This is a genomic window from Roseateles sp. P1_C1_2 (assembly GCF_056406535.1).
In genome coordinates, this window is the sequence record NZ_JBFUAB010000034.1 from 37,058 (window position 1) to 53,326 (window position 16,269).

Sequence of the window (16,269 nt, forward strand, 5' to 3'; positions counted from 1 at the left end):
GCAAGGGCTGCAACAACGCGCTGCGCCCTTGGCCACCCCAGCCCGAAGGGTGAGGTCCCGCTCAGGGCCAACTCGTTGTTGCAAGTGCTCGCCGGGTCACCAACCCGACGGCGCCTTGCGCCTAGATTTGGCCCTGAGCGGGACCTCACGCGGGGACGACTCACAGGCCAATAGACCCCAGTCATCCTATAGGAGTAACCATGCCGAAACCCGCGGCTCACGCGTTTGCCGACACCCAGACCCAGTTCAAGCTTGCCACCGGCAAGTCTGGCCAGCTGTTCTCCCTACCCAAGCTGGCCGAGACCTTCCCGAACGTGTCGCGCATGCCCATCTCCATGCGCATCGTGCTCGAAAGCGTGCTGCGCAACTGCGACGGCAAGAAGGTGACGGCCGAGCACGTCGAGCAGCTCGCCAACTGGAAGCCCAACGCCGCCCGCGTTGACGAGATTCCCTTCGTCGTCGCCCGCGTCGTGCTGCAGGACTTCACCGGCGTGCCGCTGCTGGCCGATCTCGCCGCGATGCGCAACGTGGCGGCCGCGATGGGCAAGAACCCCAAGGCCATCGAGCCGCTGGTGCCGGTGGACCTGGTCGTCGACCACAGCGTCATGATCGACTACTACGGCACCAAGAAGTCGCTGGACCTGAACATGAAGCTGGAGTTCGAGCGCAACCGCGAGCGCTACGAGTTCATGAAATGGGGCATGCAGGCCTTCGACACCTTCGGCGTCGTGCCGCCGGGCTTCGGCATCGTCCACCAGGTCAACCTCGAGTACCTGGCCCGCGGCGTGCACAAGGGCAAGGACGGCGTCTACTACCCCGACAGCCTGGTCGGCACCGACAGCCACACGACCATGATCAACGGCATCGGCGTCGTCGGCTGGGGCGTGGGCGGCATCGAGGCCGAGGCCGGCATGCTGGGCCAGCCGGTCTATTTCCTGACCCCCGACGTCGTCGGCTTCGAGCTGACCGGCAAGTTGCGCGAAGGCGTGACGGCCACCGACCTGGTGCTGACCGTGACCGAGATCCTGCGCAAGCACAAGGTTGTCGGCAAGTTCGTCGAGTTCTTCGGCGAAGGCACCCGCACCCTGGCCCTGCCCGACCGCGCCACGATTGCGAACATGGCGCCCGAATACGGCGCCACCATGGGCTTCTTCCCGGTTGACGAGAAGACCGTCGACTACTTCAAGGGCACAGGCCGGACCAACGCCGAGATCGAGGCCTTCGAGGCCTACTGGAAGGCGCAGGGCATGTTCGGCGTGCCCAAGGCCGGCGACATCGACTTCACCTCGGTCGTGTCGCTGGACCTCGGCACCGTCGCGCCCAGCCTGGCCGGGCCGAAGCGCCCGCAGGACCGTATCGAGATCACCAACCTGTCCAGCACCTTCGGCGAACTCTTCAGCAAGCCCATCGCCGAGAACGGCTTCAACCAGCCGGCCGAAAAGCTGGCCCAGCCTTTCGTCACCGAGTCGGGCATCCCGGTGAAGAACGGTGACGTGCTGATCGCCGCCATCACCTCCTGCACCAACACCAGCAACCCCGGCGTGCTGCTGGCCGCAGGTCTCTTGGCCAAGAAGGCCGTGGAAGCCGGCCTCACGGTCGCGCCTCATATCAAGACCTCGCTGGCCCCGGGCTCGCGCATCGTCACCGAATACCTGGAGAAGGCGGGGCTGCTGCCCTATCTGGAGAAGCTGGGCTTCAACGTCGCGGCCTATGGCTGCACGACCTGCATCGGCAATGCCGGCGACCTGACGCCTGAGCTGAACAAGCTCATCCAGGACAACGACCTCGTCTGCGCCGCCGTGCTGTCGGGCAATCGCAACTTCGAGGCCCGCATCCACCCCAACCTGAAGGCCAACTTCCTGGCCAGCCCGCCGCTGGTCGTCGCCTATGCCATCGCCGGCAACGTCAGGCGAGACCTGATGACCGAGCCCGTCGGCTACGACAAAAAGGGCAAGCCGGTCTATCTCGGCGACATCTGGCCCAGCAGCGACGAGATCTATGCGCTGATGAAGTTCGCGATGAACGCCAAGGCCTTCAAGGAGAACTACGACAAGGTCGCCAAGCAGCCCGGCAAGCTCTGGGACGCGATCAAGGGCGTCAAGGGCCAGGTCTACAACTGGCCCAAGAGCACCTATATCGCCCAGCCGCCCTTCTTCGAGGGCTTCACGATGGTGCCGCCGGCGCTGGTGTCGGGCGTCAAGGGCGCCAAGGTCATGGCGCTGTTCGGCGACTCCATCACCACCGACCACATCAGCCCCGCGGGCTCGTTCAAGGAAACCACGCCGGCCGGCAAGTTCCTGACCGAGAACGGCGTGCTCAAGGCCGACTTCAATTCCTACGGTGCCCGCCGCGGCAACCACGACGTGATGATGCGCGGCACCTTCGCCAATGTGCGCGTGAAGAACCTGATGCTGCCGGCGCGGCCCGACGGCTCGCGCGAGGAAGGCGGCTACACGCTCAAGGACGGCCTGCAGACCACCATCTACGACGCCGCGATGGCCTATATCCAGGAGGGCACGCCCACCGTCATCTTTGCCGGCGAGGAGTACGGCACCGGATCGAGTCGGGATTGGGCCGCGAAAGGCACCCAGCTGCTGGGCATCAAGGCCGTCATCGCCAAGAGCTTCGAGCGCATCCACCGCAGCAACCTGATCGGCATGGGCGTGCTGCCGCTGCAGTTCAAGGCCGGCACGAGCTGGGAGTCACTGGGCCTGACCGGCGCCGAGACGATAGACATCACGTTGGCCAACGAGATCAAACCTCAAGGCGACGCGGTCATGACGATCACCCGCCCGGACGGCAGCACGCAGTCCGTCGTGCTGACCCTGCGCATCGACACCGCCATCGAGGTCGACTACTACTTCCACGGCGGCATCCTGCCTTTTGTCCTCAGGCAGCTGCTCGCTGCCTGACGCCACGGTCAAGGCCCCAAGCCTGGGGAGCCAGCGCTTTCGCGAGCGCTGGCTCCTTTTTTCATGGTTCGCCCTGTCTAGACAACTACGCAGCAGGTTTCAGGGACAGGCTTGTCCCAGGACGCGCCGGCCGCGCAGCTCACCAGAATCCGCGACTTCTTCAACCCAGTGCCCCCATCGGGGCCGACAGGAGCTTGCATGAAGACCTGGTTCAAGTTGACCGCCGCCGCCTTTGCCGTTGTCGCCACGAGCGCCAGCTATGCCGCCGGCACCGAATGTCTGGATGTGCGCCTGAGCAGCGCCAATCCCGTCGTCAACGGCGACGTGGACGTCCACGTGGGCGTCGCCGTGACCAACCGCTGCCGCAGCGCGGTGCAAGTGCTGCGCTGGCAGCTGCCCAGCGACTCCATGAGCGGCGCGCTGTTCACCGTGACCCGCGACGACCGGCCGGTGCGCTACACCGGCGCCGTCATCAAGCGCGCCGCGCCCCAGGCCAAGGACTATGTCGAGATCGCCGCCAGCGCGACGCTGAACTACGAGGTGGAACTGACCGGCCACTACGACTTCAGCAAGAACGGCCGCTACGCGATCGAGTTCCACAGCGACCGCGGCACCCATGGCTCGGGCGCCCAGTCCCTGCACAGCGCCGCCGCCACCTATCTGTGGACGCAAGGCCGCAACGAGAAACTCGATGCCGCCAGCGCCGATGGTGGGGACGTGGCCACCACGGCGCGCACCGATGCTACGGCCTTGGCGGCCAGCATCTCCTACACCGGCTCCTGCACCAGCAGCCAGAAGTCCTCGCTGGCCTCGGCCGTCACGGCGGCCACCAACTACGCGGCCAGCTCGACCACCTACCTCAACGGCACGCCGTCGGGCACGGCGCGCTACACGACCTGGTTCGGCGCCTACACGTCCTCGCGTTGGGCCACGGCCCGGGACCACTACACCAAGGCCCGCAACGCCTTCCAGGGCGCCGCGCTGACGCTGGACTGCAGTTGCAAGGACAGCGGCACCTATGCCTATGTCTACCCGACCCAGCCGTACAAGATCTACGTCTGCGGCGCCTTCTGGAGCGCGCCGATGACGGGCACCGACAGCAAGGGCGGCACGCTGGTGCACGAGATGATGCATTTCAACGTCATCGCCGGCACCGACGACTGGGCCTATGGCCAGAGCGCGGCCAAGAGCCTGGCCAAGTCCAACCCGACCAAGGCCCTGGACAACTCGGACAACCACGAGTACTTCGCCGAGAACACGCCCTTCCAGAACTGAGTCCGGATCGACAACCACCGTCAGGCCAGGCGGTGGACAGGAGTTCCCTCGTGTTGGCGCCGCCCTCGGGCGGCGCCCTTTTTTTTGGGGGGCTGCCGAGGGCTCGCGCCTCGGCTAGGCTGCCGGCCATGATGCGCCCTCACCTGCTCGCCGCAGCCTTTGCGCTGTTCGCCACCAGCCCCCTGACCATGGCCGCCCCCATCCCATCCACCGAGCTGAGCTGCCAGTTCCAGGCCACCGCCAAGCCCGACGGGCAGGTGGCGCTGCAGTTCAAGCTGAGCAACACCGGCAAGCGCAGCCTGCACCTGCTGCGCTGGGGCAGCCCCTTCGAGGGCGCCTGGTTCGGCCCCTTCGTCAAGGCCAGCACGGCGCAGGGCGAACTGGCCTTCCAGGGTGCGATGCGCAAGCGCGGCGATCCTTCGGCCGAGGACTATCTGCACCTGCCCGCCGGCCAGAGCCTGAGCGCTGAGCTGACGCTGAACGACGCCTTCGCACTACCGCCCACCGGCGTGCTGCGCCTGAAGGCCAGCTGGCATTGGCATGACGTGATGAGCCGCGGCACACCCCCGCGGCCGCGTGCCCGGCACCAGGGCCTGGACCAGGACTGCGGCGAAGTCACGCTGACACGTTGACTGCACTGACGAACGACACCCGCGCGGGCTGGCGCTACGCTCTCGTCCCTTCGTCGCACACCCTCAGTCATGCATCGCCTTCCCGGCCTCGACCTCCTGCGCAGCATTGCCATCGTCTGGGTGATGTTTTTCCACACTTTCCTGATCGGCGGCCTGGGGCCGGACTGGACCTGGCTGACCCGCTTCGGCTGGGCCGGCGTGGACATCTTCTTCGTGCTCAGCGGTTTCCTGATCGGCTCGCAGCTGCTGCGCACGCTGCAGCGTGGCGAGGCCCTGCGCCTGAGCGATTTCTACTGGCGCAGGGCCTGGCGCATCCTGCCGGCCTTCGCCGTCGTGCTGGCCGTCTATGTCGCCTTCCCCGTGCTGCGCGAAGAGCCGAATCTGGAAGCCTGGTGGCAGTTCGCCAGCTTCACGCTGAACCTGCTGATCGACTACGGCCACAACCAGGCCTTCTCGCACGCCTGGTCGCTGTGCGTGGAAGAGCATTTCTATCTGTGCTTCCCGCTGCTCGCCTGGTGGTTCACGCGCCGGCCCTCGGCGCCACGCTTCATCGGCTTGTGCGCCCTGCTGGTGCTCGGCGGCATCGCGTTGCGCGCCGGCGTCTGGCTGCACAACGACGCCCTCCAGCCGCAGCGCAACTGGTTCATCGAGGACATCTACTACCCGACCTGGATGCGCCTGGACGGCCTGCTGGTGGGCGTCATGCTGGCGACCATCCATGTCTACCGTCCGCAGTGGTGGGCCAGGTTGCAGGCGCGCTCGACGTTGCTGACGGTCGCCGGCCTAGCCACCGCCGTCCTCGCCTTCGCGCTGTTCCGGGAGCGCACCGGCCTCATCGCCAACGCCATCGGCTGGCCGCTGCTGTCCTGGGGCTTCGGCCTGCTGGTGCTGGCCGCCACCTCGCGGCAGGGCTGGCTGGGCCGCTGGACCGTGCCCGGCGCCGGCTGGCTGGCCGCCGTCTCCTACAGCCTGTATCTCAGCCACAAGCTCGCGATGCACGCCGTCCAGACCTGGATCGCACCCGCGTTGCCGCTGCAGGGGCTGGCCTTGTTCCCGGTCTATGCCGTCGTCATCCTGGCCGTGGGCGCCGCCCTGCACTATCTCGTCGAGAAGCCGGGCCTGCAGCTGCGCGACCGGCTGGCCCGCTCGCCGCGAGCCGTTGAAGCTGGCAGCATGCCGGCATGACGATCCTGCCCGGCTCCGAACTCCACCTGCGCGACCTCGCGCGCCTGCGCCGCGTGCGCGACCGCATCGACCGCGAGTACGCCCAACCCCTGGACGTCGAGGCCCTGGCCCACGGCGTGCACATGTCGGGCGGCCACCTGAGCCGGCAGTTCCGCATTGCCTATGGCGAGTCGGTCTACAGCTATCTGATGACGCGGCGCATCGAGCGCGCGATGGCCCTGCTGCGGCGTGGCGACGTGAGCGTCACCGAGGCCTGCTTCACCGTGGGCTGTTCGTCGCTGGGCACCTTCAGCACCCGCTTCAGCGAGCTGGTGGGCCAATCGCCGAGCGCCTACAAGCGCGACCAGGCCCTGGCCACGCAAGGCATGCCGGCCTGCGTCGCACGCCAGGTGACCAAACCGATCAGGAATCGAGAAGCGCCGCAGGAGAGCGAAACCTAGACTTCTTTCCGTGCCCTAACCACTCTCACGGAGATCCCCAAATGGACATCAGCATTCACTCCAGCTTCCTGCCCCAATCCGACCCGGAGGCGTCGCTGGCCTTCTACCGCGACACCCTCGGTTTCGAGGTGCGCAACGACGTCGGCTACAACGGCCTGCGCTGGATCACGGTCGGCCCGGCCGGCCAGCCCAACACCTCCATCGTGCTGCACCCGCCGGCGGTCACGCCCGGCATCACCGAGGACGAGCGCCGCACCATCACCGAGATGATGGCCAAGGGCACCTTCGGCATGCTCATCCTCGCCACCGCCGACCTGGACAAGACCTTCGCCAAGCTGCAAGCCGAGGACGCCGAGATCGTCGAAGAGCCGACGATGCAACCCTATGGCGTGCGCGACTGCGCAGTCCGAGATCCCGCCGGCAATCTGCTCCGCATTCAAGAGCGTCGCTGAGCATGGGAGGCGCTGACAACCACGACCGCATCCGCGTCCAGGGCGCGCGCGAGAACAACCTCAAGGATGTCAGCGTCGACATCCCCAAGCGGCGGCTGACGGTGTTCACCGGCGTGTCGGGCTCGGGCAAGAGCTCCCTGGTCTTCGGCACCATCGCGGCGGAGTCGCAGCGCCTCATCAACGAGACCTACAGCGCCTTCGTGCAGGGCTTCATGCCGACACTGGCGCGGCCCGAGGTGGACGTGCTGGAGGGCATCACCACGGCCATCATCGTCGACCAGGAGCGCATGGGCGCCAACGCCCGCTCCACGGTCGGCACGGCGACCGACGCCAACGCGATGCTGCGCATCCTGTTCAGCCGCGTCGGCAAGCCCCACATCGGCCCGCCCAGCGCCTTCGCCTTCAATGTGCCGTCGGTGCAGGCCACCGGCGTCATCACCGTCGACAAGGGCGGCGCCAGCAAGGCCGTCAAGCAGACCTTCTCGCGCACCGGCGGCATGTGCCCGCGCTGCGAGGGGATGGGCTCGGTCAGCGATTTCGACCTGAGCGAGCTGTTTGATGCCAGCAAGTCCCTCAACGGCGGCGCGATCAACATCCCCGGCTACAGCATGGAAGGCTGGTACGGCCGCATCTTCCGCGGCTGCGGCTTCTTCGACCCCGACAAGCCCATCGCCAAGTTCACCAAGCGCGAACTGCACGACCTGCTGCACAAGGAGCCGACCAAGATCAAGGTCGACGGCATCAACCTGACCTATGCCGGCCTGATTCCGTCGATCCAGAAGTCCTTCCTGTCCAAGGACGTTGACGCGCTGCAGCCGCACGTGCGCGCCTTCGTCGATCGCGTCATCACCTTCCAGACCTGCCCCGAATGCCACGGCACGCGGCTCAGCGAAGCGGCACGGTCCTGCAAGATCGGCAAGCACAGCATCGCGGATGCCTGCACCATGCAGATCAGCGATCTGGCCGACTGGGTGCGCGGGCTCAAGGGCGCCGAAGTTGCCCCGTTGCTGAAGGCGCTGGGTCATCTGCTGGACGCCTTTGCCGAGATCGGCCTGGGCTATCTGTCGCTGGACCGGCCGACCGGCACGCTGTCGGGCGGTGAGGCCCAGCGCGTCAAGATGATCCGCCACCTCGGCTCCTCGCTGACGGACGTCAGCTATGTCTTCGACGAACCGACGACCGGCCTGCACCCGCACGACATCCAGCGCATGAACGAGCTGCTGGGCCGGCTGCGCGACAAGGGCAACACCGTCCTCGTCGTCGAGCACAAGCCCGAGGTCATCGCGATTGCCGACCATGTCGTCGACCTCGGACCCGGCGCCGGTTCGGCGGGTGGCGAGGTGGTCTACGAGGGCAGCGTCGCCGGCCTGCGCAAGAGCGGCACGCTGACCGGGCGCCACCTGGACGACCGCGCCGCGCTGAAGGACACCGTTCGCAAATCCACGAGCGCGCTGAAGATTCGCGGCGCCAGCACGCACAACCTGCAGAAGGTCAATGTCGACATCCCGCTGGGCGTTCTCTGCGTCGTCACCGGGGTGGCCGGCTCGGGCAAGAGCTCGCTGATCCACGGCTCGGTGTCCAAGCTGGACGGCGTCGTCGCCATCGACCAAGCTGCCATCCGCGGCTCGCGGCGCAGCAACCCGGCCACCTACACCGGCCTGCTCGACCCCATCCGCAGCGCCTTCGCCAAAGCCAACGGCGTCAAGCCGGCCCTCTTCAGCGCCAACTCCGAGGGCGCCTGCCCGACCTGCAATGGCAACGGCCTGATCTTCACGGACCTGGGGCCCATGGCCACCGTGTCGACCGTCTGCGAGGACTGCGGCGGCAAGCGCTTCCAGAACGCGGTGCTCGACTACAAGCTGGGTGGCAAGGACATCAGCGAGGTGCTGGCCATGTCGGTCGCCGAAGCAACGGCGTTCTTCGCCAAGCTGACGCCCGCTGCACACGCCATCCTGGAACGCATGTCCGACGTCGGCCTGGGTTACCTCAGCCTCGGACAGCCGCTGACGACCTTGTCAGGCGGCGAACGCCAGCGCCTCAAGCTGGCGGCACAGATGGCCGAGAAGGGCGACATCTATGTGCTGGACGAGCCCACCGCCGGCCTGCACCTGGCCGACGTCGAGCAGCTGCTGGGTTTGCTGGATCGCCTCGTCGACTCTGGCAAATCCGTCATCGTCATCGAGCACCACCAAGCCGTCATGGCGCATGCGGACTGGATCATCGACCTCGGGCCGGGCGCCGGGCATGACGGCGGCAAGGTCGTCTTCGAGGGCAGGCCGGCCGATCTGGTCAAGGCAGGTTCAACACTGACGGGGCAGCATCTGGCGGACTATGTAGGCTCCCCTGTGAACCTCGGTGCCCCGCCACGCAAGCGGCGCTGAGGACTGCATTCCTCCGCTACCTGAAGGATTCGAACTTGAATGGGGTCAGCAAGTTGATCGCCTTAAGAAACGCCACCGCGGTGATCCCCGTCATCTGTGCTTTCGCAGGCTGTTCGCCGCGTGCGGAGGACCCGGCCACGGCTGCAAAAAGCATGAAGGAAATCAATTCCGGATACGTCTCCTCGGAATCCGACTGGTTGAATTTCCTCACCTGCTGGAACGAGGGCCTGCGGCGCACAGGAAAGCGAGATTCGCCCACTCAAGAGAGCACCAATCAGCTAGCCGCTATTGGCGACAAAGAACATGACGCCAGATCTGTCGCTCTGGTGCATCTGGAGAAGCAGCTGAACAGCGGAGCGCTTCCGAGATCATTTCGGCACTTCTCCTTGGTGACCGGCGGCCAATGGCTCGCGATGCCCAGGAGCGAATCCCCACACCCATCCAACTTTCTCCCGATCTCTTCCGTCGGTCTGTTCAAGACCGTGGACACAGTCAACTGGAGCGTATGGCACCAGGCGATGGGAGGCACGGCCGAGCGCCCTTTGTCTGACGCCGACTACTACCAATACAACGACAAGCAGGACTTCTTCAGATGGTCCTACCTGGACAAGCTGATCAAGGTGGGCGAGCTTGAACAGGGGGCTGTTCTGTTGATCAATCCACTGGAAGTCACTGCTGACGGTGAATGGGAAGCTTGGCTTCTGTCCCCCCAACTGGCGGGGGCTTACAGATACAGATCCTTTGCGGAGCTGATGCAGACGATCGCCTATCAAGAGGTGAATGAAACCGGCGGGCGCAATATTGGGCGAGACAAGCTATTGGCATCTTGCGGAGCTCATCTGAAAACTGCTGCAACGAGCCCTTGAGCCTGTCGGCCATCCCGTCCTTGCCATTGCTGGCCCACCGCCGTTAGCTCGAGGCGCTGTCCTGCACCGGCACGCTGATCTCGAACCAGAACCGGCTGCCCTGGGCCAGCCGGCTCTCGAGCTGGATCTCGCCGCCCATCATGCGCACCAGCTGGCGGCTGATGGCCAGGCCCAGACCGGTGCCGCCGACGCGCTGCTCGGCACTGCCGGCCTGCTCGAAGGGCTCGAACAGGCGTGCGGCCTGGTCTTCGGCGATGCCGACGCCGGTGTCCTGCACTTCGAAGCACAGTCGCACATGGCCCGGCTCCGTGTCGGCCAACGGTGGCAGTGCACGCACCATCAGCAGCACGCCCCCCACGTGGGTGAACTTGACCGCATTGCCCAGCAGGTTCAACAGGATCTGGTTGAGCCGCTTCTCGTCGGTCAGCACGACGGCCGGCAGATTGGCGTCGTGCTGGAGATCCAGCGTGATGTGCTTGTCCTCGGCCATCACGCGCACGATGTCGACGACGGCCTGCAGGCGCGGGACGAGCTCGACGGGGCCGATGCGCAGCTCAGCCTTGCCGGCCTCGATGCGCGACAGGTCCAGGATGTCGACGATCAGCGTCAGCAGGTGCTGGCCGCTGCTGTGGATGATGTCCAGGCCATTGCGCTGTTTGGGCGTCAGGCCGTTGTCCATCTTCAGGATCTGCGCATAGCCCATGACGGCGTTCAGCGGCGTGCGCAGCTCATGGCTCATGCGCGCCAGGAACTGGCTCTTGGCGCGGCTGGCGATCTCGGCGCGCTCCTTGGCGTCGCTGAGTTCAAGCGTGCGCTCGCGCACCAGATCCTCGAGGTGGTCGCGGTGGGCGCCGAGTTCGGTCTCGCGTTCCTGCAGCGCGGTGATCATGCGGTTGAAGGTCTCGGCCATCGCCGCGATGTCGCGCGGGCCGCCCGCCGGCGCGCGGGCGTCGCTGTCGCCAAGCTCCACCCTCTCCATGGCCTGGGACAAGGCACCCAGCGGCCGGGTGAGCCGCAGGATCAGGAAGCGCACCGCCAGCAGGAAGACGGTCGCGAACAGCACGGCCACGCCGAAGTTCGCGAGGAAGAGCGAGGCCTGGGTGCGGTGCAGCGTCGCCTTGCTCAGCACGATGCGCACATGGCCCAGCAACTGGGCCGGGCGCAGGGTCACGTCAAAGGGCGAGGCCTCGGGGCGGGTCCAGACCGGCGCGGCGAAGGCCCAGCTGTCCTCGGTCTCCTGATCGAGCCAGGGCTCGCTGGCCGCGGGGTCAGGCGTTGCCGGCGACGTCGCCGTGGGCAGGCGGTCCCGTTCGGGGCCGAGCGCCAGCAGCAGCCGGCCCTTGGTGTCGCGGATCTCGATGCCCATCACATCCGGGAAGGCCAGCGATGCGCGCACGGCCTCCTCCGCGTTGTCGGCTGCGGCATAGAGCAGGGCCAGCGAGCTGTTGGAGGCCAGGTTGGCCGCGACGCGCCCCCCCTGCTCCATCAGCATGGCCCGCACCTGGCGGCCGCCCTGCCAGGCGTTGACGGCGGCCATCAGCAGGGCCAGGCAGAGGGTGCCCAGCGCGACGGCCACGCTGAGATGGCGGCGGAACGAGGTTTCCCTGAGCCAGCGCGCATAGACGCGCAGCGGCCAGGGGCGCTGCGGCGGCGGGGCCAGGGGCACGCGCTCATCCCGGAGGATGGCGGGTGGCTGGCTGTCCAGTGGAAGGGGTGGCGTCAAGCTGGGCCTCAGCTGGTGGGGTAGACCAGATCGAATCCCGACTGCACCGAGGCGACGTCAAGCCCCAGGTGCGCGGCGGTACGGATGTTGATGGCGGCCCGCGCCTGGCGCAACGGCAGCACACCGGCCACGCCCGTCTTGGGGCTGGCGGCCAGGCGCTGCGCCGACACGGCCAGCGAGCGCCCAAGTTCGTGGTTGTCCGGGTAGAGAGAAAACAGCGCACCGCGCTTCACATGGGCCAGGTGGCTGGAGAACACGGCGATGTTGCGGTTCCAGCCCTCCTTCAGCACCAGCGTGAGCACGACGTTGTCGTCCACCGTCGTCGGGTCCTGCGGCAGCCAGACGGCGTCGCGGGCGGCATCGGCCGAGGCCAGCAGCTGCGAGTAGGCGCGCAGGGCCTCGGCCTGGTCGGCGGCCTCCTGGGCCAACAGCTCCAGGCCTTCGGCGCGCGCCGCCTCCCGCGCCAGCTTCACCAGCCAGGCATTCAGCTTGGGGTCGTAGACCAGATGCACGCGCCGCGTGCCTGGCTTCAGGCGCTTGAGCCGCGCCAGCAGCAGCGCCGGGTCGGGCGCCAGCGTGTGGATGGGGAAGCTGCGCGCCTCCGACTCCTGCACCGACACGACGCAGCCCACCATCACCGCCAGCTCATCCGCCAAGGCAGCCGCGACGCGCATGCCGCCACGACCCAGGCCAATCAGCACCTTGACGTCGCGCTTGCGCACATCGTCGGCGACCTGCGCCGGGCTGGCGTTGTTGGCGATCGCAAAGCTCGTCACCGCACCTCCCAGCTTGTCTTCAATGCCTTCGATGATGCTCGTGAAGACTTGGCGGAAGGGGTCACCCAGCTCCGGGTAGACGACCACCAGTTGCCGCCCGAGCTCGGCCGCGGCCGCCCCCCCACCGCCGGCCAACGCCACGGCACCGCCCAAGGCCTGTCGCAACAGGGCGCGGCGCGTGGCTTGGACGGGGCAAACGGGCTCAGTCAAGGAAAGCGTGTTGGATGGAGGCGCATTGAGGGGCAGGAGGGGTGGGCGGCATTATGCAAAGGGGCCGGGTTCAGAACCGGACCATGACCTGCACATGAGTGGCCCGCGGGTAGACCGGCAGATCGTTGACAATGCCACCGCCGCAGCGGCTGGCGCGTGCCGGCCGCGATGCTCACCGAGCGCCGGTCGCTGCGGGCGATGGGCAGTCCGTCTTCGTCGGTCTGCGCGGCGGCATGGCCGGGCGCCGAGGCCCATGCGATGGCCGCACCGGCAAGCACCCGTCGCCGCAAGATGCGGCAAGTGGCTTGGGGCGGGCAACCAGGGGGCAATCAAATCGGCTTCAGGGGCACGGCAACGCCGGGCGCGGCGTGCGGCATTATGCAGACGCCCCCAGCCCCGACAGCCCTGTGGCGCCGCTTGTCGGGCAGAGTTCACGAAGCGCCACGATCCCCTGCCACAAGCCTCCTGGCACCACCGCGGCGACAGCACAATACGCGCCCATTCACCGCCCTCGTCGGAGAAGCTGGCAATGAGACCTTTCCTTGGTTTGGTGATTCTGGGCAGCGCCTGCTGGACGGCAGGGCTGCCGGTCGCTTTCGCGCAGACACCGAGCGAAGAGGAAGAACTGGCGCAGATCTACGGCGACAAGACCACCATCAGCATCGCCACCGGCACCGCCCAGACCTTGCGGCGCGCGCCTGCGGTTGCCACCGTCATCACCGCCCAGGACATCGCGGCCATGGGCGCCGCCGACCTGGATGAGGTGCTGGAGACCGTGCCGGGCCTGCATGTGAGCCGCGCCAACGGCGCCTACTCGCCGCAATACCTGATCCGCGGCGTGGCCAGCGACTTCAATCCGCAGGTGCTGATGCTGCAGAACGGCGTGCCCATGACCACGCTGTATGTCGGCAGCCGCGGCATCATCTGGGGCGGCCTGCCGCTGCAGAACATCGCGCGCATCGAGATCATCCGCGGCCCGGGCTCGGCGCTGTACGGCGCCGACGCGTACTCGGGTGTCATCAACATCATCACCAAGAGCGGCCAGGACATCCAGGGCACCGAGCTGGGCCTGCGTGCCGGCTCGTTCAACACGACAGACGCCTGGCTGCAGCACGGCGGCAAGCTGGGAGCGCTGGACCTGGCGGCCTTCCTGCGCGTGGGGCGCAGCGACGGCTTCAGGCGCATCGTCGAGTCGGACGCGCAGACCGGCCTGGACGCTGTCTTCGGCACCCGGGCCAGCTTGGCGCCGGGGCCGGTCAACACGGCCTATCACGCCGTCGATGGCGGCCTGGAGCTGGGTTACGGCAAGTGGCGGCTGCATGCCGGCTACAAGGACCGCCGCGACGTGGGTACGGGCGCGGGCATCGCGGGCGCCCTCGACCCCGTGGGGCGGATGGGATCCCAGCGGAAAGTCCTGGATACCGGTGTCAATGACGTCGACCTGGCGCCGGGCTGGCGCCTGAGCGCGAACGCCAGCTATCTGCACTACACGCAGAAACTGTCGGTGCCGGTCCAGCTGTTCCCGCCCGGCGCTTTTGGCGGCTCGTTCCCGAACGGCGTGTTCGGTTCGCCCAATACCTGGGAACGGCAGCTGCGCGCCTCCGCGGCCGTCAGCTACAGCGGCTGGGCCGGCCACCAGTGGCGCATGGGCCTGGGCCACGATGACCTGAATCTCTACCGCACCCGGGAGTTCAGGAATTTCAACGTCATCACTTCTGGGCCTCTCACCGGCGTGCCGGTGCCCACGCCAGGTGGCCAGCTCATCGAGGCGCCGGTGAACGACTCCTTCCTGGCGCCGCACCAGCGCCGCGTCGACTACGCCTACGTCCAGGACGAATGGAGCTTCGCGCCCGACTGGACATTGACGGCCGGCGTCCGGCAGGACCGCTACTCCGATTTCGGCCGCACCACCAACCCGCGCGTCGCGCTGGTGTGGGACGCCAGCCTGGACCTCACCGCCAAGCTGCTTTACGGCAGCGCGTTCCGGGCGCCATCGCTCAACGAGCAGTACGGCGTCAACCCGGTGGCCAGCGGCAATGCGGCCATCAGGCCCGAAACCATGCGCACCGTCGAAGCGGCGCTGCAATGGCATGCCAGCCGCGAGCTGCAGCTGAACTTCAATGTCTTCCGTTACGAGATGGGAGACATCATCAAGACCACCCCCAACCCGGCGCCCGTGCCCGGCGCGACCTTCCGCAACGCCGGCTCGCAACATGGCACCGGCGCCGAAGTGGAGTGGGTGTGGGACGCGCGGCGCGACCTGCGCTTTGCCGGCAGCTATGCCTACCAGCGCTCCATCGACGAGCTCAACCGCACCGACGCCGGCTATGCGCCGCACCAGCACCTGAACGCCCGGCTCGACTGGTCGTTCGCGGGCGGCTCCACGCTCAGCGGGCGGGTCAACCATGTGGGCGACCGCGTGCGCGCGTTCGGGGACGCGCGGCCCAACCTGCGCGGCTACACGACGCTGGACGTGAGCCTGAGGGCGCCGCTCGCCAAGACGGGCTGGGAGCTGTCCTTCGCGCTGCTGAACGCCTTCGACGCCGACGTGCGCGAGCCCAGCCTGCCCAGCGCCGGCATCGCCAACGACCTGCCGATGGCGGGCCGCTCGCTGTCGGCCCAAGCGAGTTATCGCTTCTGAGGCCACGGCCGCTTGGCCGTTCCTTCGTAGGCGATGTGCTCGCAGGACAGCGGGAACAGAGCGCCCGCCGGTCGTTCGGCCGCCTCGATGAAGCAAGGCGTCATGCCCGCCAGCAGCATCGGCACCTGGAAATGGTGGAACTCGGTGACCGACAGGCCCAGGTCTGCGGCCAACCCGGCGGTGAACGCCGCGTAGTTCATCTTCAAGCGCGCGTCGCGCGCCACCAGCAGGCGCTCGACCTCGTGCGCCAGGGCCAGGTGCGGTCCGTCGGCCAGCCCTTGTTCACGCGCAATGCCCAGCAACCAGGGCAGGCGCTCGTCGGTCGAATGGATCGGCCGGCCGTAGCCATAGATGCGGCGCTGAGCCAGCTCCTGCTGAACGATGTCAGCCAGCGACTCACCCGCGCCAACGCGGCGCTGCGCGCCGGTCAGGAAGTCGATGGCGCGCACGCAGGGATGTCCGCCGTAGACCGTCGCCTCCGACATGCCGAGCGCGGCCGAGATGCCCAGCGCCGGCGTGCTGCGCGCGCTGCCCGCCAGTGCCGCGACGCGGTTGTTCCACAGGCGCGCGTCGGGGTAGCTGGTGCAGACCCACATCGCATGCAGCAGCTTCAGCGCGGCGGCGTCGAAACGCCGGCCGGTGATCGACAGCATGTAGAGCTCGACCCAGTCTGCGTGGCGCAGATCCTGGTGCAGGTCTTGCCCGAGGAAGACGGCGCGCGTGCCGACGAAGGCCTTGCCGGCGCGTGTCTGCAGAGGCTTCATGCGGCCACCTGT

General features: G+C 67.4%; 12 protein-coding genes. 9 read left to right on the forward strand and 3 right to left on the reverse strand.

What is annotated here, in order from left to right:
• Positions 1–200: 200 nt before the first annotated feature.
• From acnA to AC1D2H_RS27840, 8 genes are all read left to right on the forward strand, one after another.
• Positions 201–2,912 (forward strand): aconitate hydratase AcnA, encoded by a 2,712-nt coding sequence (gene acnA, locus AC1D2H_RS27805; protein WP_478013123.1) that lies wholly within the window; start codon positions 201–203, stop codon positions 2,910–2,912.
• A gap of 198 nt (positions 2,913–3,110) precedes the next feature.
• A complete protein-coding gene (locus AC1D2H_RS27810; protein ID WP_478013124.1) occupies positions 3,111–4,187 on the forward strand; it encodes a M35 family metalloendopeptidase in 1,077 nt (358 codons plus the stop codon).
• A gap of 128 nt (positions 4,188–4,315) precedes the next feature.
• Positions 4,316–4,819 carry a hypothetical protein gene (locus AC1D2H_RS27815; RefSeq protein ID WP_477933766.1) on the forward strand — a complete coding sequence of 168 codons (504 nt, stop codon included), beginning with the start codon at positions 4,316–4,318 and terminating at the stop codon, positions 4,817–4,819.
• 69 nt (positions 4,820–4,888) lie between these two features.
• A complete protein-coding gene (locus AC1D2H_RS27820) occupies positions 4,889–6,004 on the forward strand; it encodes an acyltransferase family protein (RefSeq protein WP_478013125.1) in 1,116 nt (371 codons plus the stop codon).
• A complete protein-coding gene (locus AC1D2H_RS27825) occupies positions 6,001–6,444 on the forward strand; it encodes a helix-turn-helix transcriptional regulator (RefSeq protein ID WP_478013126.1) in 444 nt (147 codons plus the stop codon). The genes AC1D2H_RS27820 and AC1D2H_RS27825 overlap by 4 nt, the downstream gene beginning before the upstream one ends.
• Positions 6,445–6,485: 41 nt before the next feature.
• Complete coding sequence (locus AC1D2H_RS27830; RefSeq protein ID WP_478013127.1) at positions 6,486–6,896, forward strand: VOC family protein; 411 nt, start codon at positions 6,486–6,488, stop codon at positions 6,894–6,896.
• Between the two features lie 2 nt (positions 6,897–6,898).
• Positions 6,899–9,277 carry an ATP-binding cassette domain-containing protein gene (locus AC1D2H_RS27835; RefSeq protein WP_478013128.1) on the forward strand — a complete coding sequence of 793 codons (2,379 nt, stop codon included), beginning with the start codon at positions 6,899–6,901 and terminating at the stop codon, positions 9,275–9,277.
• A gap of 35 nt (positions 9,278–9,312) precedes the next feature.
• On the forward strand, positions 9,313–10,143 hold the full coding sequence (locus AC1D2H_RS27840) for a hypothetical protein (RefSeq protein ID WP_478013129.1): 831 nt from the start codon (positions 9,313–9,315) through the stop codon (positions 10,141–10,143).
• Positions 10,144–10,186: 43 nt separating this feature from the next.
• On the opposite strand, the gene AC1D2H_RS27845 is transcribed toward AC1D2H_RS27840, so the two are convergent.
• Both AC1D2H_RS27845 and AC1D2H_RS27850 read right to left on the reverse strand, forming a co-directional pair.
• On the reverse strand, positions 10,187–11,866 hold the full coding sequence (locus AC1D2H_RS27845) for an ATP-binding protein (RefSeq protein WP_478013130.1): 1,680 nt from the start codon (positions 11,864–11,866) through the stop codon (positions 10,187–10,189).
• Positions 11,867–11,874: 8 nt separating this feature from the next.
• The gene (locus AC1D2H_RS27850) at positions 11,875–12,852 is read right to left on the reverse strand and encodes an ABC transporter substrate binding protein (RefSeq protein ID WP_478013131.1); all 978 of its coding nucleotides are present in this window, start codon (positions 12,850–12,852) and stop codon (positions 11,875–11,877) included.
• Between the two features lie 529 nt (positions 12,853–13,381).
• On the opposite strand from AC1D2H_RS27850, the gene AC1D2H_RS27855 reads away from it, so the two are divergent.
• Positions 13,382–15,493 carry a TonB-dependent receptor plug domain-containing protein gene (locus AC1D2H_RS27855; protein WP_478013132.1) on the forward strand — a complete coding sequence of 704 codons (2,112 nt, stop codon included), beginning with the start codon at positions 13,382–13,384 and terminating at the stop codon, positions 15,491–15,493.
• Here the strand turns inward: AC1D2H_RS27855 and AC1D2H_RS27860 are convergent.
• The coding region (locus AC1D2H_RS27860; RefSeq protein ID WP_478013133.1) for a citrate/2-methylcitrate synthase at positions 15,481–16,269 on the reverse strand (789 nt) is incomplete at its 5' end. The two genes, AC1D2H_RS27855 and AC1D2H_RS27860, sit on opposite strands and share 13 nt — an antisense overlap.

Bases quoted from the DNA above. Each gene is read 5' to 3' on its own strand.
- acnA (WP_478013123.1), top strand. From the start codon at position 201: ATGCCGAAACCCGCGGCTCACGCGTTTGCCGACACCCAGACCCAGTTC.
- AC1D2H_RS27810 (WP_478013124.1), top strand. From the start codon at position 3,111: ATGAAGACCTGGTTCAAGTTGACCGCCGCCGCCTTTGCCGTTGTCGCC.
- AC1D2H_RS27815 (WP_477933766.1), top strand. From the start codon at position 4,316: ATGATGCGCCCTCACCTGCTCGCCGCAGCCTTTGCGCTGTTCGCCACC.
- AC1D2H_RS27820 (WP_478013125.1), top strand. From the start codon at position 4,889: ATGCATCGCCTTCCCGGCCTCGACCTCCTGCGCAGCATTGCCATCGTC.
- AC1D2H_RS27825 (WP_478013126.1), top strand. From the start codon at position 6,001: ATGACGATCCTGCCCGGCTCCGAACTCCACCTGCGCGACCTCGCGCGC.
- AC1D2H_RS27830 (WP_478013127.1), top strand. From the start codon at position 6,486: ATGGACATCAGCATTCACTCCAGCTTCCTGCCCCAATCCGACCCGGAG.
- AC1D2H_RS27835 (WP_478013128.1), top strand. From the start codon at position 6,899: ATGGGAGGCGCTGACAACCACGACCGCATCCGCGTCCAGGGCGCGCGC.
- AC1D2H_RS27855 (WP_478013132.1), top strand. From the start codon at position 13,382: ATGAGACCTTTCCTTGGTTTGGTGATTCTGGGCAGCGCCTGCTGGACG.